The organism is Sphingobium sp., assembly GCF_048594625.1.
Taxonomy (GTDB): domain Bacteria; phylum Pseudomonadota; class Alphaproteobacteria; order Sphingomonadales; family Sphingomonadaceae; genus Sphingobium.
Genome location: NZ_JBMDWL010000099.1, coordinates 39,375 through 58,753, shown reverse-complemented (window position 1 = coordinate 58,753; position 19,379 = coordinate 39,375). Strand labels below are relative to the sequence as shown.

Genomic DNA, 19,379 nt, shown 5'->3' with positions numbered 1-19,379 from the left:
CCATATAGTCGCGCGGTTTGTCATTTCCCGCGAAAGCGCTTCATGCATCTTCTTATCGGCCTTGCCGGCATCGTCCTCATTCTTGCCATCGCTTTCGCCCTGTCGTCCAATCGCCGCGCCATCCGGCTGCGCGTCGTGGGGGCAGCGTTCCTGCTTCAGGCCGGAATCGCCATTCTGGTGCTCTATGTCCCGGCTGGTCGCGCCATCATCGGCGGCATGTCGAAGGGGGTTTCGAACCTGCTGAGCTATGCGCAGGCGGGTACCGATTTCATCTTCGGCCCGCTGGCCAAGCCCGAAATGGGCGGGGCCAGCTTTGCCATCGCGGCGCTGCCGGTCATCATCTTCTTCGCCAGTCTGGTGTCGATCCTCTATTATCTGGGGATCATGCAGTTCGTCGTCCGCTGGGTCGGCGGCGCGATCGAGAAGGTGACGGGCGTGTCCAAGGTGGAAAGCCTGTGCGCGGCGGCCAATATCTTCGTGGGGCAGAGCGAAAGCCCGCTCGTCATCCGCCCCTATCTGGCGGGCCTGACCCCGCCGCAGCTGTTCACCGTGATGACCAGCGGCATGGCGGGCGTGGCGGGCACCATTCTTGCCGCCTATGCATCCATGGGGATCAAGATCGACTATCTGCTGGCGGCCAGTTTCATGGCGGCGCCCGGCGGTCTGCTGATGGCCAAGATCATGATGCCCGACGAGCCGGAGCGTGAACCCGAACTGCCGCTGGAAGACGACATCCACCTGCCCGAAATGCGGCGCAGCGCGGCGGTGTCGCAGGCGCTGAACGCGGAAACGACGCCGGGCGAACCCATGCCGGTCGCCACCCATGACGAGGAAAAGCCCGCCAATATCATCATGGCGGCGGCGCAGGGCGCGCAGACCGGCGTGAAGCTGGCCGTCGCGGTCGGCGCCATGGTGCTGGCCTTCGTCGCGCTGGTGGCGCTGGCCAACGGCATATTGGGGGGCATCGGCGCCTGGTTCGGCTATCCCGACCTCAGTTTCCAGATGCTGCTGGGCTATGTTTTCTCGCCCGTCATGTATCTGCTCAACATTCCATGGAATGAAGCGCAGGTTGCGGGCGGCCTGTTCGGCACCAAGGTCGTGCTGAATGAATTTGTCGCCTATATCAATCTGGGTCAGGTGCAGGGCGCGCTGTCGCCCGCGACCATCGCCATCATCACCTTTGCGCTGTGCGGCTTCGCCAATTTCAGCTCCATCGCGATCCAGATGGCGGTGACCGGCAACCTTGCCCCCAATCAGCGACCGATGATCGCGAAGCTGGGGCTGAAGGCGCTGGTGGCGGGCAGCCTGGCCAATCTGATGAGCGCGGCGCTGGCGGGGCTGATGCTCAGCCTCTGATCGCGGTCGTAAAGGAAGCGTAACGTTAGACCCTACCCCTGCCGATGCAAATCGGTTATGGTTAACCCATGGGGACAAAGCATTTTTTGCTGGCCGCGCTGGCGGCTCTGGGCTGGACGGCTTCGCTGGGCGCGCAAACATCTGCGCCTGTCGCGCCGAAAGCGGCGTCGGGGCCGAAGCCCGGTGCGCTGCAAACCTATAAGGACTGGACCGTCGGATGCGACAATCGCAACCGGTGTGAGGCCGTGTCCCTGCTGGCGGAGGGCAGCGACTGGCCCGACAGCCCGGTCATGGTGGGCGTGGTGCGCGATGCCGGTCCCGACACCGACGCCGAAGTATGGGTCAGTCGCGATTCCAAGAGCGGCGGGGAACTGAGTTTCCATGTCGACGGGCGCCGCATCGCCAGCGCGATGAGCCGGGACGGCGACGCCACCGTGCGCGGGCCGCAGGCGTCGGCGCTGGCCATCGCCATGGCGCGGGGCAATGCGCTGGAAATCAGGTCGGGCACCAAGTCGCTGGGCAAGCCTTCACTGGCCGGCTCCGGCGCTGCGCTGCGCTATATCGATGCGCGGCAGGGGCGCGCGGGGACCAGCACGGCGCTGGTCGCGACGGGGGTGATGGGTCCGATCGCGGTGCGCGCGGCGCCGGTCGCGCCGTCCATCCGCCGCGCGGCATTGCCGACCGGCGGCGCGCCCGCCAGCCTGTGGCGCGAGGAACTGACTTCCATCGGCAAATTCACCGGCTGCACCGACGAGATGAAGGGGATGCAGACGCCCGAACTGCATCGCCTGTCGCGCGCCGAAACGCTGATTCTGGTCCCCTGCGGCACCGGGGCCTATAACGCCACCTCCATCGCGGTCATCGCCACCGGGGAGCCGGGTCGCCGCGCGTTCCGCTTTGCCGGGTTCGATTATAAGCCGGGCTGGAGCGAGGAAGAGGTGAAGCCGATGCTGGTCAATGCCGGATGGACGGCGGACAAGCTGCGCCTCGACAGCTATGCCAAGGGGCGTGGCATCGGCGATTGCGGCGGCAGCGAAGCCTATGTCTGGGACGGCAGCCGGTTCCGGCTGATCGAAGCGAGCGCGATGGGGGAATGTCGCGGCGCGTGGCACTGGATCACGACGTGGAAGGCGCAGGTGACGGAATAGGCGCGCATATACGCGGTGCCGTTTCCGCAATTGGCGCTGCGCATTTTGCAATGGAACTGGAACGAAGTGCATCCATATCGGTGACATGACCCAAGCATTGCGCCAATCCGCTTCCCTGCCCGCTGTATCCAGACTGCCGGACCCGATCCGGGCGGTCATCTTCGACATGGACGGGACGCTGATCGATACGGAGGCGGCGCATCGCCATGCCTTCGCGCAAACGGGGCAGGCGATCGGCTGGCCGATGTCGGACGAACTGCTGCTGTCGATGGTCGGCATTCACCGCGATGAAAATGAGCGGATGCTGGCGCAGCATATGGGGCCGGACTTTCCGCTCGCGCGCTTCTATGCAGAGAGTGACGCGCTATTTGAGGCGGCTGTGGATGCGGGGATCGCCCTGCGGCCCGGTGCTGTGCTGCTGCTCGATCATCTGCGGCGAGCGGGTATTGCGATGGCGCTCGCAACCTCCACCGCCGCGCCTTTCGCGCAGGACCGGTTGGCGAAGGCGGGCCTGATCGATTATTTCGACGTCATCGTGACGCGCAGCGACGTGGATCAACCAAAGCCACATCCCGAACCCTATCTGCTTGCGGCGGCGCGCTTGGGCGTCGATCCGGCCGATTGCGTCGCGGTGGAAGACAGCCATGCAGGCGTGCGATCGGCAACGGCGGCAGGGATGGCGACGGTGATGGTGCCCGACTTGCTGCCCCCGACCGAGGAACTGGTGCTCGCCTGCGCCCATGTGCTGCCCAGCCTGACCGATTTGCGGGATTTGCTGCTGGCGACGGGATAAGGGCGGAAGGCGGACAAGCGGCTTTCGACCTTCAATCAGAAAAGGTCGGCGCCATGATGTTCGTCATGCAGCGGTCGCTGGCAGGGATGTGACGCCCAGCGGCATTTCAGGCGGGGGTGCAGGGGTGCCCGGTTCAGGCCATGCCGCGCCATATCCTGAAAGCCCAGCCTGCGCTGGGGCGGGATAAGGTCTAACTGGATTATGCGCGCGGAGGCATGCCATGGCGGCATACTGCCACGTTTCGCTGTCTACGCCGCCTCCGCCAGCACCAGCGCGAACAATCCTTCGGCGTCCAGCCATTCCATCGCGGGTTCCCATCCACCCGCGCGCAGCAGCAGCCGTTCGTCGCGCGCGCCATATTTATGGCTGCTTTCGGTATGGATGGTTTCACCCCTTTCCATGCGGAAACATTGGCCCGCGACATGAAAATGAAGTGGGGCCTGCGCCTCCAGATGCATTTCGATCCGCGCCTTGGCATCGTTCCACAATGCGCGGTGGGCAAAGCCGTCGATGGGCAGGTCGCCGTCCAGTTCGCGATTGATCCGCGTGATCAGGTTCATGTTGAACGCCGCCTTCACGCCCTGCGCATCGTCATAGGCGGCGATCAGCCGGTCGCGATCCTTGATCCGGTCCATGCCGATCAGCAGCTTCGCCTCATCGCCCAGTAGGCGGCGCATGGCGCGCAGCAGGTCGACCGCTGCGTCCGGTTCCATGTTGCCGATGGTCGAACCGGGAAAGAAGCCGAGACGGGGCAGGTCGTCGATCGCGGCGGGCAGGGTCATGGGCTGGTTGAAATCGCCCACGACCGGAAGCACGGGAAGATCGGGAAAGGCGGTGGCCAGTTCCGCGCTGCTGGCGTGCAGAAAATCGCCGCTGATGTCGATAGGGACATAGGCGGCAGGGGCTATGGCGCGCAGCAGATGGGGCGTCTTGCGCGCGCTGCCCGCGCCAAATTCCACAACGGCGCGGCCGGTTCCGATGGCGGCGGCGAAATCCGCACCATGGGCGGCGAGCAGCGCGGTTTCCGTACGCGTGGGATAATATTCGGGCAGGTCGGTGATCGCTTCGAACAGTTCCGACCCGCGCCGATCATAGAACCAGACGGGCGGCGTGGCCTTTGGGCTGCGCGACAGGCCGTCGATGATGTCGTTAAGAAAGGCGGGATCGGCATGATGGCCATGGGCCGGGGCATTATCGGTCAGCAACATGGGGATTAGAGATCCTTTGCCAGCCGCAGCCCGGTGAACTGCCAGCGTTGATGGGGGTAGAAGAAATTGCGGTAGCTGGCCCGGCCATGGCCGCGCGGGGTGGCGCAACTGGCGCCCTTCAACACGAACTGGCCGGACATGAACTTGCCATTATATTCACCCACCGCGCCATGCGCGGTGCGAAAGCCGGGATGCGGGCGATAGGCGCTGCCCGTCCATTCCCACACATCGCCGAACATCTGGGTAAGGCCGGTGCCATCTTCGGCAGGGCGGGGGCGGGGACAGGTGGCGTCGTCCAGCTGATTGCCGCTGATGCTGGCGACATTCTGCGCCGCGCTTTCCCATTCCGCTTCGGTCGGCAGCCTTGCGCCCGCCCAGCTGGCATAGGCGTCGGCTTCATACAGGCTGACATGGGTGACGGGCGCGGCGGGATTGACCGGTTGCCGCCCGTCCAGCCCGAAACGGGTCCAGCCCTGATCGCCCTGTTTCCAGTAGAGCGGCGCGTCGATCCCTTCCGCCTGTACCCATGCCCAGCCATCCGACAGCCAGTGCGCGGCGGTGCGATAGCCGCCATCCTCGATAAAGGCGATCCATTCGCCATTGGTGATGGGTCTGTGGGCCAGCGCATGGGGGTTCAAGTAGGTTTTATGGCGCGGGCCTTCGCAATCGAAGGCGAAGCCGCTGCGTCCTTCGTCGCCAATTTCCACCAGCCCGCGTCGCCCCTCAATCCAGTGGAGCGGGCCGGGCAGGTCGACCGGCGTGGCGTTGGGGGCGTCGAACAGGGCAGGCTCCAGCGGGTTGAGCGAGAACAGATGGAGCAGATCGGTCAGCAGCAATTCCTGATGTTGCTGTTCATGGTGCAGGCCCAGCGTCACCAGCGCCCGCGCCGCTTGCGGCAACATGCCCAGCGCGTCGATCAGCGCGGCATCGACATGGGCGCGATAGGCGCGGACGTCGTCCAGCGACGGGCGGGTGAGCATGCCACGTTGCGGCCGGGCATGGCGTGCGCCCTCCGCCTCATAATAGCTGTTGAACAGATAGGCGTAATGCGGGTCGAACGGCCGGTAATGGGGCACATGGTCGCGCAGGACGAAGGTTTCGAAAAACCATGTGACATGGGCCAGATGCCATTTTGCGGGCGACGCGTCCGGCATCGACTGAACCGTGGCGTCCGCGTCGGACAGCGGCGCAGCCAGTGCCAGCGTCAATGCGCGGACGGTGCGATAGCGTTGTTCCAGGTCATCCTGACGGGCATCCGTCCAGCTTTTGGCCACGCCTGTCCTTTCCGATACGGTTGTGCCGTTCTCTTGAAAGGATCAAGCGCATGAACCCGACCGCAGGTTCCGGCCTGTTTCACAATGTGTTGCGCGATTATACTTCCTGAAGGATCGGGGCGGCGCGGCAGACCCGGTCGCGGCCGGACTGCTTCGCGTCATAAAGGGCGTCGTCGGCGCGGCGCAACGTGTCTTCCAGATCGACGCCCGTCCACCGGCACACGCCCGCCGAAAAGCTGATTGGGCGGTCGTTCACTTCGCCGATCGGGTCGCTGCGCATACGGCTGGCGATGCGGGCCAGCGACCAGCTGGCTTCATCCTCGATACAATCCTGAAAGAAGATCGCAAATTCTTCCCCACCCCAGCGGGCGACCATATCGACCCGGCGCACCAGCGCGGACAGGCGAGTGGCGAATGCGGCCAGCACCCGGTCGCCTTCCTCATGGCCTTTCAGGTCGTTGACCCGTTTGAAATAGTCGATGTCGATGATGGCGACGCAACCCTTGCGCCGGTCGACAGGCAGCGATTCCATATGTTTCAGGAAACCGCGCCGGTTGGCGATGCCGGTCAGCGGATCTTCATGCGCGGCCTGATGCAGGTCGTCCAGCCGTTCGCGCGTGGCGTGGGCGGCGCGCTGAACCCCGACATAGAGCGTATGGATGACATCCCCGACGTCCGGCAGCGCGGACGCCTGTCCTTCATTGCGGTGCAGCGTTTCGGCGAGCGTCTGGATGGGGCTGAGCAGCGCGCCTATGCCGAGCAGGGCGATGCCCGTGCCGACCACGGTCGCGGCGGTCAGCAGCAGGAATTCGGTCCACTGGATGCGACCGCTGGCAAAGCCCCATGTCAGATAGCCGATCAGCGGCAGATGCGTGGCGACGAAGCAGAGCGCGAACAGGCGCAGCCGCAGTGAACGGGGAAAAATGAAGGAGGTTGCGAGATAGAATTGCATGGCGAGACCCGGCTATTGCGACCGGAAATCACTTCTGCCCGTGGCTCTAAACGCGGTGTGAAGAAACAGGGTTAATCCTGTGTTGCCGGATAAAGCGTGGCCTGGGGGATTCGGACCGTGTTTCCGACTGATTGCTGCGATGCGGCATCGCCAATCGATCGATCTGGCGCCATATGGCGGATCTTTGCGAAGGCTCAGTGCCCCTTTGACATCAGCAGGATCGCGACGATGATGATCGCGGCGGCCTGAAACAGGATGCGGTTCATCATCATCTTGTTCTGTTTCAGTCGCGCTGGGCTGGGGCCGCTGCCTTCGGGTGCGTTCAGATCTTCCTTCGTGGTCTGAAGGAAGGCGACGATGCCCCTGATCAGCGCGAACAGCGTCGCGGCCATGGCCAGGATCAGGGCGATGACGAGGATGGTGTTCATGGACGCTATGCTAGGCGCTTGCGATCATAATGCCAATGGGAAAGCGTCCGGCGCGCAGGTTCGACGCCAGCGCCGCCGGGTCCATGCCGGCGCCGCGCAGATCGGCCAGCGCGATCGACCCGTCGCGCTTGGCCAGCCGCCGTCCGTCCGCCCCCAGCAGCAGGGGATGGTGAACGTAGGCCGGGCTGGGCAGGCCGAGCAGCGCCTGTATCAGCCGGTGGACGTCGGTCGCCCCGCGCAGATCGTCGCCGCGCAGCACATGGGTCACCCCCATCGCCGCATCGTCGAGCGTGCAGGACAGATGATAGCTGGCGGGCGCGTCCTTGCGCGCCAGGACGACATCGCCATGGGAGAGGGGGGCGGCAACCATTTGTTCCGTTCGCCCCGAACTTATCGAAGGGCCGTTTCTGTCTGAAGGCAAAGAAGGGGCTTCGACAGGCCCAGCCCCAACGGGAAAGGGCAGGCTCGTCCAGTTGAGCGGACCCGCCCGATCCACGGCCCGCGCCATGTCGATGCGCCAGGCATGGGCATCGCCCGCCGCGATCCGGCGCGCCCGATCGTCCAGGCTCAACCCCCGGCAGGTGCCCGGATAGACTGTTCCTTCCGGTCCGTGCGGCGCGGTCAGGCTGGCCTGAATGTCGGCGCGGGTACAGAAACAGGGATAGAGCAGGTCCATCGCCCGCAACCGGTCCAGCGCCGCGTCATAGTGGTGAAGGCGTTGCGACTGGAAAATGACGTCGCCATCCCACGCGATGCCCAGCCAGCGCAAGTCCGCCATGATTCCGGCGACATGTTCCGGGCGGCTGCGCGTGCCGTCTATATCCTCGATCCGCAGGCGAAAGGCGCCACCGGCCGCGCGCGCCATGTCCATCGCCATCAGCGCGGACCAGGCGTGGCCGACATGCAATGGCCCGGTCGGGCTGGGGGCGAAGCGGGTCACCATATGCTGTGGTATGGCTGAATGACTCATACAGGCTCTTGACGGGAGATATTCGTTAATGCTGTCATGCGCTTGTCACGTTGCTGGACGATCAGCAACCGCGACAAGGGGGAAGAAGGTTTTTATGTACCATCCCGACCTCATACGGCACCCGGAAAACTGCCCGGCGCTCGTTCTCAATGCGGACTACACGCCGCTCAGCTATTATCCGCTCAGCCTGTGGCCGTGGCAGACCGCGATTAAGGCGGTGTTCCTCGATCGGGTCGACATCATCGCCAGCTATGAACGACAGGTTCACAGCCCCAGCGTGGAAATCAAGATTCCGTCGGTCATCGCGCTGAAGCAATATGTGCGGCCGTCGGAACATCCCGCCTTCACCCGGTTCAACCTGTTCCTGCGCGACCGGTTCGCCTGCCAATATTGCGGCTGCATGACCGACCTGACATTTGACCATGTGGTGCCGCGCCGCGCGGGCGGGCGCACGACATGGGAAAATGTCGCGACGGCCTGTTCGCCCTGCAACCTGAAAAAAGGCGGGCGTACGCCCAAGGAAGCGGGCATGAGCCTGTATGTCCAGCCGATCCGCCCGACCAGCTGGCAATTGCAGGAACATGGTCGCGCTTTCCCGCCCGGCTATCTGCATGAAAGCTGGCATGACTGGCTTTACTGGGATGTCGAGCTGATGGCGTGATGCGGGCGCTGTTCGCGGTGCTGGCCCTGTTGCCGGGGCTGGCGCATGGGCAGGAGGATCATAGCGGCCTTACCCGCGCGCGTTACGTCCGCAACTGCCTGATGTGTCACAATCGCGCCGCGCCCGAAGGCGTATCGCCCGCGATCCTGACCGGCCTTTATCCCGAACGCGGCCTGACCCCGGCGGTGGCCATGCCGGGCGTCACCTGCTGGCGACGCTGCACGACTTGCTTCCCGCCGGAACCCAAACGCAGATAGTCTGCGGTCATGGGATATTTCCCAGGGCGCGAACGGCTGAAGGGTCGGCCGGGGTTATTCAGCCGACGGGCAACCAGTCCAGATCCATGTCCTTGTGCCGGTTGGTATAATGGCCGATCTCCTCCAGCCGGGCCATGTCGGTCAGGGTGATGCGTCCGTTGGAGCGGCTGATCAGCCCTTCCTGTTCCATCTGGCGGATCATGCGGTTCACATGCACCGATGTCAGCCCGATCGAATCGCCGATTTCCTCCTGCGTCAGCTTCAGGTCGAAACTGTCGATGATGCTGTCGTCCGTGACGCGCAGCCGGTCGAACATGTCGAGCAGGAAGGAGGCAACCCGCGCCTTTGCCGACGTGCGGCCCAGCGCCGCCAGACGATCCGTCATCGCCACCCGTTCCGCATTGGACAACAGGAACAGCAGGGCGGCAACACGTGGATATTCGTCCAGCAGGCGGCGCAGCGCATGTTTGTCGAACGGGCACACGATCGCATCCGACAGCGCGACCAGCGATTCGGGCGCCTTGCTGTAGATGGTGCTGGCCGATCCGATGAAATCGCCGGGAAAATAGACGCGCAGAATCTGGCGACTGCCGTCGGGCAGGATGACGAAGCTCATCACCCGCCCTTCGCGCAGCACGAACAGCTCGGTCACGGTTTCGTTGACCCGCTGGATCATTACGCCGCGCTTTACCTTGCGCGGATTTTCTTCGAGCCGGGCCAATGCCTTTTTTTCCGCATCGGACAGCGGCACCTGTTTTGCCAGTCTTTCCGCGAAACAACTCGTTGCCACCAAGAACACCTTTTTCCTATTGTCGTTACGATGGCAAAACGCCCTAAGTGCCTTTTGGCTGCATTTTCAGGACGTGCACTAAACTCGATCAAGGTTGCCGCCCGCTTTGCAATAATGTTGCAGTTGGCGGTCCGTTCGCATGCCTGGCGTCGTGTTATGCCCGCGCCGCAAATGAACGCGCAGCCGCCTTGCGCGGGACGCAATAGACGTTATTAACCCTGCCCAATGGACCGCATTCACATTCGCGGCGGCAACGCGCTCAACGGCCGCCTTCCCATCTCCGGCGCGAAGAACGCCGCTTTGACGCTGCTGCCCTGCGCGTTGCTGACTGACGAGCCGGTGACGCTGCGCAATCTGCCCCGCCTCGCCGACGTCGACAGTTTCGGCCATCTATTGAACCAGCTGGGCGTATCGACCATGATCGAGGGCGCACGGCCGGAAGATTTCGGTCGCGTCCTGACCATGCGCGCGGGCCGCATCACATCGACCGAGGCGCCCTATGACATCGTACGGAAAATGCGCGCGTCGATCCTGGTGCTGGGTCCGCTGCTCGCCCGCGTGGGCGAAGCGCGCGTGTCGCTGCCCGGTGGCTGTGCCATCGGCAATCGCCCGATCGACCTGCATCTCAAAGCGCTGGAAGCGTTCGGCGCGACGCTGGAAACGACGGCGGGCTATGTCCGCGCCAGCGTGCCGGACGGGGGTCTGCCCGGCGGCATCTACACATTCCCGGTCGTATCGGTCGGCGCCACCGAAAATGCGGTGATGGCCGCGTCGCTGGCCAAGGGCACCTGCATCCTGGAAAATGCGGCACGCGAACCGGAAATCGTGGACCTGTGCAAACTGCTGGTCGCGATGGGCGCGGATATTGAAGGCATCGGCACCGACAAGCTGGTGATCCACGGCCGCGAACGGCTGCATGGCGCGACCTACAGCGTGATGCCCGACCGGATCGAGGCGGGTAGCTATGCCTGCGCCGCCGCCATCACGGGCGGGTCGGTCGACCTGATCGGCGCCAACGCCGACGACATGCACGCCATTCTGGCGGCTCTGCGCGACGCGGGCGTGCATGTGGATGCGCGCAAGGACGGCATTCGCATCGAATCGGATGGGAAGCTGAAGCCGCTGACCCTGTCCACCGCGCCATTCCCGGCATTCCCCACGGACATGCAAGCGCAGTTCATGGCGATGCTGACGAAGGCGGATGGCGCGTCGGTGCTGACCGAAACCATTTTCGAAAACCGTTACATGCATGTGCCCGAACTGGCGCGCATGGGCGCGGACATTGCGGTCAACGGCCGCACCGCCGTAGTGCGGGGCGTGGACCGGCTGGTCGGCGCGCCGGTGATGGCGACGGACCTGCGCGCGTCCATGAGCCTGATCCTGGCCGGTCTGGCGGCCGAAGGCGAAACGCAGGTGCAGCGTGTCTATCACCTCGACCGGGGTTATGAGCGGCTGGAAGAAAAGCTGTCCGCCGTGGGCGCGGACATCGAACGGGTCAGCGATGGCTGACGCGACCGGGCGGGCGACGGGCGGTCTGGCCACGGATCGCGCGGCGCTGCTGGCGCTGTACGATCTCGATGCCGGCGGCTTCCGCAGTCTGGATGACATTACGGCCTTTGCCGCGCAGCTGTGCGGCGCGCCGATCGCGCTCCTCAGCATCGTGGAGGATGTGCGCCAGCGCTTTCTGGCCCGCACCGGTGTCGACGCCAGCGAAACGCCCCGCGACGTGTCTTTTTGCGCGCATGCGATGCTGGGCGAGGATATTTTTCTGGTGCCCGATGCAACGCGTGATCCGCGCTTCGTCGACAATGGCCTCGTCACCGGCGCACCGCATATCCGCTTTTATGCCGGTGCGCCGCTGGTCGGTGCGGATGGCGATCCGCTGGGCGCGCTCTGCGTCATCGACACGGTGCCGCGCGAAGACCTGACGCCGGTGCAGCGGCAGGGCCTGTCCCTGCTCGCGCGGCAGGTGATGATGGAGCTGGAGGGGCGCCGCCGGGACCGGGACACCATCATCCGCCAGCGGATGGATGCCGCCGCCGTCGCCGACAGCGACCGCATGTTCCGATCGCTGGCCGACACCATGCCGCAGATGGTCTGGTCAACCCTGCCCGATGGCTATCATGATTATTATAACGCCCGCTGGTATGAATATACCGGCGTGCCCGCCGGTTCGACCGATGGCGAAGGGTGGAACGGCATGTTCCATCCCGACGATCAGGACCGGGCATGGGCGCGCTGGCGCCGCAGCCTTGCGACCGGCGATCCTTATGAAATCGAATATCGGCTGCGCCATGCCAGCGGCGATTATCGCTGGACGTTGGGGCGGGCCTTGCCGATCAGGGACAGCGCGGGTGCGATCGTGCGGTGGATCGGCACCTGCACCGATATTCACGAACAGAAGCTGATGATCGACGAGCGCGAGATGATCGCGCATGAACTGTCCCATCGCATCAAGAATATCTTTTCGGTGATTGCGGGGCTGATCGGCCTGTCCGCGCGACAGCATCCGCAGATCGGCGATATTGCCGACGATCTGCGCGACCGCATATTGGCGCTGGGCCGTGCCCATGATTTCGTCCGCCCGCACAGCGTCGAATCCGCGTCGCAGATCGCCTATGACGAAGGGCGGCTAAGGGGCGTATTGGATCAAATTTTCGCGCCCTATCGCGCCGATGGCCAGTCACGCATCCTGTTGTCGGGGGACGACCCGCGCATCGACGACCGGTCCGCCACGCCGTTGGCGCTGCTTTTTCACGAACTGGCGACCAATGCGGCCAAATATGGCGCGCTGTCGACCTGCGACGGCCGGGTGCACCTGCATGTGTCGGTGGAGCAGGATGACGTCCGCATTGACTGGCGCGAGGAAGGCGGACCGGCGGTCGTGCCGGGCGGTTCGGACGGGTTCGGCAGCCGGCTGATGACGTTGAGCGTCGAGCGGCAGCTGGGCGGGCGGATCAAGCGGGAATGGCAGGTGGACGGCCTGCGCCTCAGCCTCTGGATTCCATTGCGTTCGATGAGCCGCGCGGCAGGAACGGCGTAAAGCCCGCAATGTCGGCACTGGCGATGTCGGGCTGATCATTGGCGGCAAGGCACAGCGCGGCCGATATGCTCTGCGCGCGGAACGGTTTCGTGATCACGCCCAACGCTGCGACCGATGCCTCGCCGATCTGCGCGGGATTGGCGGTGACATAGATGACGCGGATGCCATGGCGCGTGGCCAGTTCCACGCCGATCTGGGGACCGGTCGGCCCATCGCGCAGATTAAGGTCGACAAGGGCGATGTCGCAATCGACGGCCCCGGCCAGCGCGGCTTCACGATCGGCGGCAATCGCGCTCACCGTGAATCCCGCGTCCTCGACGATCTGTTCGATTTCCAGCGCGACGAAAATCTCGTCCTCGACGATTAGAATTTTCTTGCTCATTCTCTGACCTGCAAACGCTGGTATCGAAAAAAGCCTCTTTCGCCTTTCGGTTCCCGCCGATCGACATTTTTTATTACTCGGTGGGATGGCGGCGCATCATTCGGTCAGGCTGGTCCACACAGTGTCGAACTGCGTCCCTTTCATCAACAGGACGGATGCGGGATAGCCCGCCTCGCTCGCCTTGCGCGCCGTGCCGGTCGCGCTTTCGATGGCGGCGGCCTGCGTCGGGAAGGGGCCGTAATATTTATTGTCCAGATTGATCTTCCAGACGCCTTCATGTTCCAGAACGATGTAGCGGGCGTGGGGCAGGGACATGGATTACAATACCTCGGTGTTATAATGGTGCCAGGCCATGATCGCCGCGGCGCCGCGATGCGGACGCCATGCTTCGGCCAGTTGCCGGGTCAGTTTCTCGCTCGGCCGTTCGGGCAGGCCCAATATGCGGCCAACCTCTATCTGAACGGCCAGATCGCCTGCGGGCCATATGTCAGGCCGTCCTTCGGCGAACAACAGATAGATTTCCGCCGACCAGCGGCCGATGCCCTTGATCTGCACCAGTTGCGCGATGGCGTCTTCATCGTCCGGCGGCAGGGCGTGGAGGTCCAGTACCCCGGATAGCACCAGTTCGGCCAGGCTGCGGGCATAACCCTGTTTCTGGCGGGACAGGCCACATGCGCGCAGCGTGTCGAAATCGCGGGCCAGCAATGCGTCCGGCGCGCAGCCCATGCCCAGTTCCGCCTCCAGCTTGCGCCAGACCGCTGCGGCGGCCGCGACGCTGACCTGTTGCCCCACGATGGTGCGCAGCAATGTTTCATATCCCGGTTCGCGCACCCGCGGCTGCGGGTATCCGACCCGGCCGATGGCGGCGGCAAAGCCGGGTTCCAGCGCGGCGATCGCGTCCAGGCTGATGCGCAGTTCATCGACGCTGTTGACCATGGCGCTGCCCTTCGTCCCCCTTGATTTCCCGCCCCCCGTCCGTAAGAGCGGAGAAAATTCCAAGGGAACAGGGTAGATGCCGAAACTGATCGTGGTCAACCGTGCGGGTGAAGAACAGGCTGTCGATGGCGACACGGGCCTGTCGGTGATGGAAGTCATGCGCGACCATGGCTTTGACGAATTGCTGGCGCTGTGCGGCGGCTGCTGTTCCTGCGCGACCTGTCACATCTATGTCGATCCGGCTTTTGCCGACGTGCTGCCCGCGATCAGCGCGGACGAAAACGACCTGCTCGACAGCAGCGATCATCGCAGCGAAGCCAGCCGCCTGTCCTGTCAGCTGGTGCTGAGCGATGCGATGGACGGCCTGCGCGTCACCATCGCGCCGGAAGACTAAGCATCCGGAGCATCATCCGGCTGGCCTGAAGCGGCAGATGCTCCGACGGCCTTTGGCTGTCCGCATGATGCGAGCCGTCGGCTGTTCCCGCCGGACGTGATTTTGCCGTGAACCTTATTTCGCGACGCGCAATGTTGCGGCGGGCGCTTCGCCGGTCAGCGGGTTGATCGTCCAGACGATCCGCTTGCCCTGCGGCGTACTTTCCGCGCCGTCTTCCTGATTCTGGCTGACGATTTCCGCGTCGGTGGTCAGCGTGAAGCGGCCGTCCAGCGCCATGGCCGCATTGTCGCTGCCCCCACTTATCCCGGTCGGTCCCTGGCTTTTGTCGAACCCGTTGGAAAAGCCCGGCGCCTTTACCCGCACGCGGTCGTCGCTGCGCAATTCCACCGCGACGAAGGGCAGCACGATCTGGGCATCGATGTTGAACGGGAACAGGAAGGCGTGGGTCAGCCTGCCGCTGATCGCATAGTCGATCTCGAACTTGTGATTGCCCATGTAGCGGGCCGCCCGAAATCCCTTTTCCTTGGCCAGCGCCGTGGCGATGGCCTGCATCTGGGCTTCGTCATTGGCGCTCGACGGATCGCTGAAATCCTCCTCCTTTGCCGCGATCTGCATCAGCGTGGGGGTGCTGTCCGTTTCCCCTTCGGCCTGCCCATCGTCGCCGGGCGGCGACGATGCGCCGCCCGTCAGCCCGTCCTTGCCCATGTCCGACGCCAGAACTTCGCCCTTATAGGCAAAGCTGAAACTGCGGTCGGCACGGATGTCGAGGCTCGATTCGAACTTGCCGGGCGTCACCAGACAGGCGGAAAGCGCCAGCAGACCCGCCAGCGCACCGATGCTGCGATACAGGCGGTTCATGGCGCTTTCCCTCAATATTCTAACCCCCGAAATTGTGGCTTCAGCCCTTCGTCGTCGCCGCGTAGAGCGCGATGGCGGCCGCGTTGGACACGTTCAGGCTTTCCATGCGCGGGCTGATCGGCAATTTGGCGATGATGTCGCAATGGGCGATGGTGTTGTGGCGCAGCCCTTCGCCTTCGGCCCCCAGCACCAGCGCGACGCGCGATTCGCCGATGGCGTCGCCCAGATGGCTGTCGGCGTCGCCGTCCAGCCCGATTCGCCAGTAGCCAGCCTCTGCGATTTCATCCAGCGCGCGGGCAAGGTTCACGACGCGCACCCATGGCACGATTTCCAGCGCGCCCGATGCCGCGCGCGCCAGTACTCCCGATTCGGGCGGGGCATGCCGGTCCTGCGTGACGATGCACAGCGCGTCGAACGCAGCGGCGGACCGCAGGATCGCGCCCACATTATGCGGGTCCGTCACCTGATCCAGCACCAGGATGGGGCGCTTGTCATCCTGCCCTTCCTCCAGCGCTTCGCCCAGCCATACGTCGTCCAGCGGCTCGACTTCGGCGACGATGCCCTGATGCGGCGCGTCGGACGGGACCATGCGGCCCATGTCGGCGACGTCGGAATAGACGATCGGCAGTATCGGCGGCAGATCCAGATGGGCCAGCGCTTCGCGCGTGCCCCATATCTTGCGCACGGTGCGGTTGGGATTGGCGAGCGCGGCCGTCACGGCATGACGACCGTAGAAGCGGGGGAAGGCGCCCTTGGGCTTGGCGGAACGATGACCTTTTTTCATGATTTCGCTCTTTTCACATCAGGCCATTGACAGGCAAGTCTCCTTTCGCCATTAGGCCGCCTCCAGCGCGGCGGGAAACGCAAATTTCTCCGCTGTGTAGGGCACTGGACAGGTGGCCGAGTGGTTAAAGGCAGCAGACTGTAAATCTGCCCGGGTTTCCCGTACGCTGGTTCGAATCCAGCCCTGTCCACCACTGCATCGGGCCGATGCAGTCGGTCCTACTCGGACCGGAAACAGGCCGGAGTGGACGCATAGCTCAGTTGGTAGAGCAGCTGACTCTTAATCAGCGGGTCCTAGGTTCGAGCCCTAGTGCGTCCACCATTTCTTTCCAACATGCCGCCTCTTTCGGGTTTCCGGCTGGCCTGTCTCCTCTTCCGAGCCCGTGAAAGAGAAGGGGGGGAGTGCGCATGGCGTGGGTTGTCCTGGGCATTGCCGTATTTACCGAAATCTGTTGGGCGCTCAGCCTCAAATGGGCGGCGACGCTCGGTTCCTGGCAGGCATCGGCCGTGCCGGTTGCGCTGAGTTTCCTCAACATGGGTCTGCTCGCATTTGCGATGCGCGATCTTCCCGCTGGCACCGCCTATGCGATCTGGACCGGGCTGGGCGCGGTCGGCGTCATCATCGCCGGGATATTCCTGTTCGGCGATCGGGTGAATCCGGTGCAGGCAGCTTTCATGGCGATGATCGTGATCGGCGTCATGGGCACGAAATTCTTCGCGCAGGCCTGACAACGCCCGATCCCCGGCATGGGGCAGCATGCCGCAGCATCCTTGCTGCATCGCAACGAAATGCGGACCTTCACGTTTGACCGGACAAGTTCCTTTCATTCTTCGCAGGCCATTCCTTCCTAGCATGATAATCGACCGTCGTGACCTGATGATCCGCACGCTGGGCGGCGCTCTTGCGCTTGGCGTTCCTCGCCGCGCGCTGGCGCAGACCGATGTGGAGCGCGTCGATGCCCTGATTGCGAAGATGACGGTGGAGGAAAAGGCCGGTCAGATGACCTGCCTTGCCGACAGTTTCCGCCCGTTCAACCCGCCCAATCCGCAGGTCGGCATTCAGGATGAAAAGCGCCTGTCGGACGAAGTGCGCCGGGGCCGGGTCGGTTGCCTGTTCAATGGCATCGGCGTCGCGGGCGCCCGCCGCGCGCAGGAGATGGCGGTAAAGGACAGCCGCCTTGGCATACCGCTGTTGTTCGCGGGCGATGTCATCCATGGCCTCAAGACGATATTCCCCGTTCCGCTGGGCGAAGCGTCCAGTTTCGACCCTTCGCTGTGTGAACGTACGGCCCGCGCGATGGCGGTGGAGGCGACCGCCGCCGGGCTGCACCTGACCTTCGCGCCGATGGTGGACGTTGCCCGCGATCAGCGATGGGGCCGGGTGGTGGAAGGTGCGGGGGAGGACGTGACGCTGACCGGCCTGCTGTCTGCCGCGCGCATTCGCGGCTTTCAGGGGCGCGACCTGCGCCGCGACGACAGCCTGCTCGCCTGCCCCAAACATTTCGCCGCTTATGGTGCGGTCGCCGCTGGCCTGGAATATGGCAATGTCGACATCAGTGAGGAAACGCTGCGCGAAACCCATCTGCCCCCTTTTGGCAAGGCGTTCGCGGCAGGCGCCCTGACCACCATGGCGGCGTTCAACGAAATCAACGGTGTGCCCGCGACCGCCGACAGCGAACTGCTGACCGACATCCTGCGCGGGGAGATGAAATTTCGCGGCTTCGTCTTTTCCGATTATACGGCGGACGAGGAACTGGTCGCCCATGGCTTTGCCGAGGATGCGCGCGACGCCGCCCGGCTTGCCGTGCTGGCCGGGGTGGACATGTCGATGCAGAGCGGCCTCTATATCCGCTATCTGCCCGAACTGGTGAAGAGCGGCGCGGTGCCCATGGGCACGATCGACGTGGCCGTCCGCCGCATCCTGTATGTGAAGGCGGCCATCGGCCTGTTCGACAATCCTTATCGATCGCTGAGCGAAGAGGCGGAAAAGACCCGCATCTTCACGCCCGCGCATCGCGCCCTTGCGCGTGAAGCCGCCGCCAAATCGGTGGTGCTGCTGCGGAACGACGGCCTGTTGCCGATCGATCCGGCGAAAGGGCAGAAGATCGCCCTGATCGGTCCCTTTGCAGAGGATCGCGCGAATATCTATGGCCCATGGGCCTTTTATGGCGATCCGGACAAAGGTGTGGACATCGCCACCGGATTGCGCGCGGCGCTGCCCGACGCGTCGAACCTCACGATCGTGCGCGGCAGCGACATCAGCGGCCCGATCGACGGCGGCATTGCCGCAGCGGTGGAGGCCGCGAAGGCCGCCGACATCACCCTGCTCGCCATCGGCGAATCGCAGGCGATGTCCGGGGAGGCCCAGTCCCGCACCGTCATCGAAATCCCGCAGGCGCAACAGGCGCTGGCCGACGCCGTGGTGGCGACCGGCAAGCCCGTCGTTATCCTGCTTCGCCACGGTCGCGCACTGGCGCTGCATGACGGCGTCGCCAATGCGGGCGCGATCCTTGCCACCTGGTTTCTGGGCAGCGAAGCGGGGCATGCCATCGCCGACATACTGCTGGGCAAAGTCGATCCATCGGCCAAGCTGCCCGTCAGCTTCCCATGGGAAAGCGGGCAGGAGCCTTTCTATTACGACCGCAAATCGACCGGCCGTCCCGTCGTCGACAATGGCAGCACCGAATATAAAGCCCGCTATGCCACCACCGACAACAGCGCCCGTTTCCCGTTCGGTCATGGCCTCAGCTACACCGATTTTACGATCGACCAGCTGAAACTGTCCGACACGGCGCTGCGATGGGACGCGGCGATAGAGGTGACGGCCCGCGTCACCAACAGGGGCAAGCGCATGGGTAGCGAAGTCGTGCAGCTCTACACCCGTGACCGGGTCGCCAGCCGCACCCGCCCGATCCGCGAGCTGAAGCGCATGGAACGGGTCACCCTTTCGCCGGGGGAAAGCCGGACCGTGCGTTTTTCCCTGTCCCGCACCGATCTGGAGTTCGTCGGCGCGCGGAACCAGCGGATCGCGGAGCCGGGCGTTTTCGATCTGTGGGTCGGGCAATCGAGCGTGGGCGGACTGCATGGGCAGTTCACGCTTTATGCGGCGGCGGAAACCCCGGCGAAGGGCTGAACCGGCGATGGGC

At 64.3% G+C, this 19,379-nt stretch carries 21 protein-coding genes and 2 tRNA genes; 12 read left to right on the top strand and 11 right to left on the bottom strand.

Annotated elements, in window-relative coordinates:
- The first annotated feature begins 42 nt into the window (after positions 1-42).
- The 3 genes from ACOJSJ_RS12680 (at position 43) to ACOJSJ_RS12670 (ending at position 3,297) form a co-directional block, all read left to right on the top strand.
- On the top strand, positions 43-1,356 hold the full coding sequence (locus ACOJSJ_RS12680; protein WP_420145343.1) for a NupC/NupG family nucleoside CNT transporter: 1,314 nt from the start codon (positions 43-45) through the stop codon (positions 1,354-1,356).
- Between the two features lie 68 nt (positions 1,357-1,424).
- Entirely contained in the window at positions 1,425-2,504 is a 1,080-nt protein-coding gene (locus ACOJSJ_RS12675; RefSeq protein WP_420145342.1) for a DUF1176 domain-containing protein, read from the top strand.
- Between the two features lie 85 nt (positions 2,505-2,589).
- Positions 2,590-3,297: an HAD family hydrolase gene (locus ACOJSJ_RS12670; RefSeq protein ID WP_420145341.1), complete on the top strand. Its 708-nt coding sequence runs from the start codon at positions 2,590-2,592 to the stop codon at positions 3,295-3,297.
- 248 nt (positions 3,298-3,545) lie between these two features.
- Here the strand turns inward: ACOJSJ_RS12670 and egtD are convergent, their stop codons facing one another.
- The 5 genes from egtD to gluQRS all read right to left on the bottom strand — a co-directional run bounded on the left by egtD (position 3,546) and on the right by gluQRS (position 8,102).
- Entirely contained in the window at positions 3,546-4,505 is a 960-nt protein-coding gene (gene egtD / locus ACOJSJ_RS12665; protein ID WP_420145340.1) for an L-histidine N(alpha)-methyltransferase, read from the bottom strand.
- Between the two features lie 5 nt (positions 4,506-4,510).
- Positions 4,511-5,779: an ergothioneine biosynthesis protein EgtB gene (gene egtB, locus ACOJSJ_RS12660; protein ID WP_420145339.1), complete on the bottom strand. Its 1,269-nt coding sequence runs from the start codon at positions 5,777-5,779 to the stop codon at positions 4,511-4,513.
- A 97-nt stretch (positions 5,780-5,876) separates the two neighbouring features.
- The gene (locus ACOJSJ_RS12655; protein WP_420145338.1) at positions 5,877-6,731 is read right to left on the bottom strand and encodes a GGDEF domain-containing protein; all 855 of its coding nucleotides are present in this window, start codon (positions 6,729-6,731) and stop codon (positions 5,877-5,879) included.
- Between the two features lie 194 nt (positions 6,732-6,925).
- Entirely contained in the window at positions 6,926-7,159 is a 234-nt protein-coding gene (locus ACOJSJ_RS12650; protein ID WP_420145337.1) for a twin transmembrane helix small protein, read from the bottom strand.
- A 10-nt stretch (positions 7,160-7,169) separates the two neighbouring features.
- Positions 7,170-8,102, bottom strand: a complete 933-nt coding sequence (gene gluQRS, locus ACOJSJ_RS12645; RefSeq protein WP_420145336.1) for a tRNA glutamyl-Q(34) synthetase GluQRS — start codon at positions 8,100-8,102, stop codon at positions 7,170-7,172.
- Positions 8,103-8,223: 121 nt separating this feature from the next.
- Between gluQRS and ACOJSJ_RS12640 the strand changes: the two genes are divergently transcribed.
- Both ACOJSJ_RS12640 and ACOJSJ_RS12635 read left to right on the top strand, forming a co-directional pair.
- Complete coding sequence (locus ACOJSJ_RS12640) at positions 8,224-8,790, top strand: HNH endonuclease (protein WP_420145335.1); 567 nt, start codon at positions 8,224-8,226, stop codon at positions 8,788-8,790.
- Positions 8,790-9,047 (top strand): hypothetical protein, encoded by a 258-nt coding sequence (locus ACOJSJ_RS12635; RefSeq protein WP_420145334.1) that lies wholly within the window; start codon positions 8,790-8,792, stop codon positions 9,045-9,047. Before ACOJSJ_RS12640 ends, ACOJSJ_RS12635 begins: the two co-directional genes overlap by 1 nt.
- Before the next feature lie 58 nt (positions 9,048-9,105).
- Here the strand turns inward: ACOJSJ_RS12635 and ACOJSJ_RS12630 are convergent, their stop codons facing one another.
- Positions 9,106-9,840, bottom strand: a complete 735-nt coding sequence (locus ACOJSJ_RS12630) for a Crp/Fnr family transcriptional regulator (RefSeq protein WP_420145333.1) — start codon at positions 9,838-9,840, stop codon at positions 9,106-9,108.
- 222 nt (positions 9,841-10,062) lie between these two features.
- On the opposite strand from ACOJSJ_RS12630, the gene murA reads away from it, so the two are divergent.
- The gene (gene murA / locus ACOJSJ_RS12625; protein ID WP_420145332.1) at positions 10,063-11,346 is read left to right on the top strand and encodes a UDP-N-acetylglucosamine 1-carboxyvinyltransferase; all 1,284 of its coding nucleotides are present in this window, start codon (positions 10,063-10,065) and stop codon (positions 11,344-11,346) included.
- Positions 11,339-12,880, top strand: a complete 1,542-nt coding sequence (locus tag ACOJSJ_RS12620; protein ID WP_420145331.1) for a sensor histidine kinase — start codon at positions 11,339-11,341, stop codon at positions 12,878-12,880. The genes murA and ACOJSJ_RS12620 overlap by 8 nt, the downstream gene beginning before the upstream one ends.
- On the opposite strand, the gene ACOJSJ_RS12615 is transcribed toward ACOJSJ_RS12620, so the two are convergent.
- The 3 genes from ACOJSJ_RS12615 to ACOJSJ_RS12605 all read right to left on the bottom strand — a co-directional run bounded on the left by ACOJSJ_RS12615 (position 12,828) and on the right by ACOJSJ_RS12605 (position 14,198).
- A complete protein-coding gene (locus ACOJSJ_RS12615) occupies positions 12,828-13,262 on the bottom strand; it encodes a response regulator (RefSeq protein WP_420145330.1) in 435 nt (144 codons plus the stop codon). The genes ACOJSJ_RS12620 and ACOJSJ_RS12615 overlap by 53 nt on opposite strands.
- Positions 13,263-13,358: 96 nt before the next feature.
- Positions 13,359-13,577 (bottom strand): DUF2188 domain-containing protein, encoded by a 219-nt coding sequence (locus ACOJSJ_RS12610; protein WP_420145329.1) that lies wholly within the window; start codon positions 13,575-13,577, stop codon positions 13,359-13,361.
- 3 nt (positions 13,578-13,580) lie between these two features.
- The gene (locus ACOJSJ_RS12605; protein WP_420145328.1) at positions 13,581-14,198 is read right to left on the bottom strand and encodes a DNA-3-methyladenine glycosylase family protein; all 618 of its coding nucleotides are present in this window, start codon (positions 14,196-14,198) and stop codon (positions 13,581-13,583) included.
- 76 nt (positions 14,199-14,274) lie between these two features.
- Between ACOJSJ_RS12605 and ACOJSJ_RS12600 the strand changes: the two genes are divergently transcribed.
- Positions 14,275-14,592: a ferredoxin gene (locus ACOJSJ_RS12600; protein WP_420145327.1), complete on the top strand. Its 318-nt coding sequence runs from the start codon at positions 14,275-14,277 to the stop codon at positions 14,590-14,592.
- Positions 14,593-14,706: 114 nt separating this feature from the next.
- On the opposite strand, the gene ACOJSJ_RS12595 is transcribed toward ACOJSJ_RS12600, so the two are convergent.
- Entirely contained in the window at positions 14,707-15,450 is a 744-nt protein-coding gene (locus ACOJSJ_RS12595; protein WP_420145326.1) for a hypothetical protein, read from the bottom strand.
- A 40-nt stretch (positions 15,451-15,490) separates the two neighbouring features.
- A complete protein-coding gene (gene rlmB, locus ACOJSJ_RS12590; protein WP_420145325.1) occupies positions 15,491-16,234 on the bottom strand; it encodes a 23S rRNA (guanosine(2251)-2'-O)-methyltransferase RlmB in 744 nt (247 codons plus the stop codon).
- A 106-nt stretch (positions 16,235-16,340) separates the two neighbouring features.
- On the opposite strand from rlmB, the gene ACOJSJ_RS12585 reads away from it, so the two are divergent.
- The 4 genes from ACOJSJ_RS12585 (at position 16,341) to bglX (ending at position 19,366) form a co-directional block, all read left to right on the top strand.
- Positions 16,341-16,427, top strand: a tRNA-Tyr gene (locus ACOJSJ_RS12585).
- A 52-nt stretch (positions 16,428-16,479) separates the two neighbouring features.
- A tRNA-Lys gene (locus ACOJSJ_RS12580) sits at positions 16,480-16,555 on the top strand.
- Positions 16,556-16,641: 86 nt separating this feature from the next.
- Positions 16,642-16,962 carry a DMT family transporter gene (locus tag ACOJSJ_RS12575; RefSeq protein ID WP_420145324.1) on the top strand — a complete coding sequence of 107 codons (321 nt, stop codon included), beginning with the start codon at positions 16,642-16,644 and terminating at the stop codon, positions 16,960-16,962.
- 124 nt (positions 16,963-17,086) lie between these two features.
- The gene (gene bglX, locus ACOJSJ_RS12570; protein ID WP_420145323.1) at positions 17,087-19,366 is read left to right on the top strand and encodes a beta-glucosidase BglX; all 2,280 of its coding nucleotides are present in this window, start codon (positions 17,087-17,089) and stop codon (positions 19,364-19,366) included.
- The last annotated feature ends 13 nt before the right edge of the window (positions 19,367-19,379 follow it).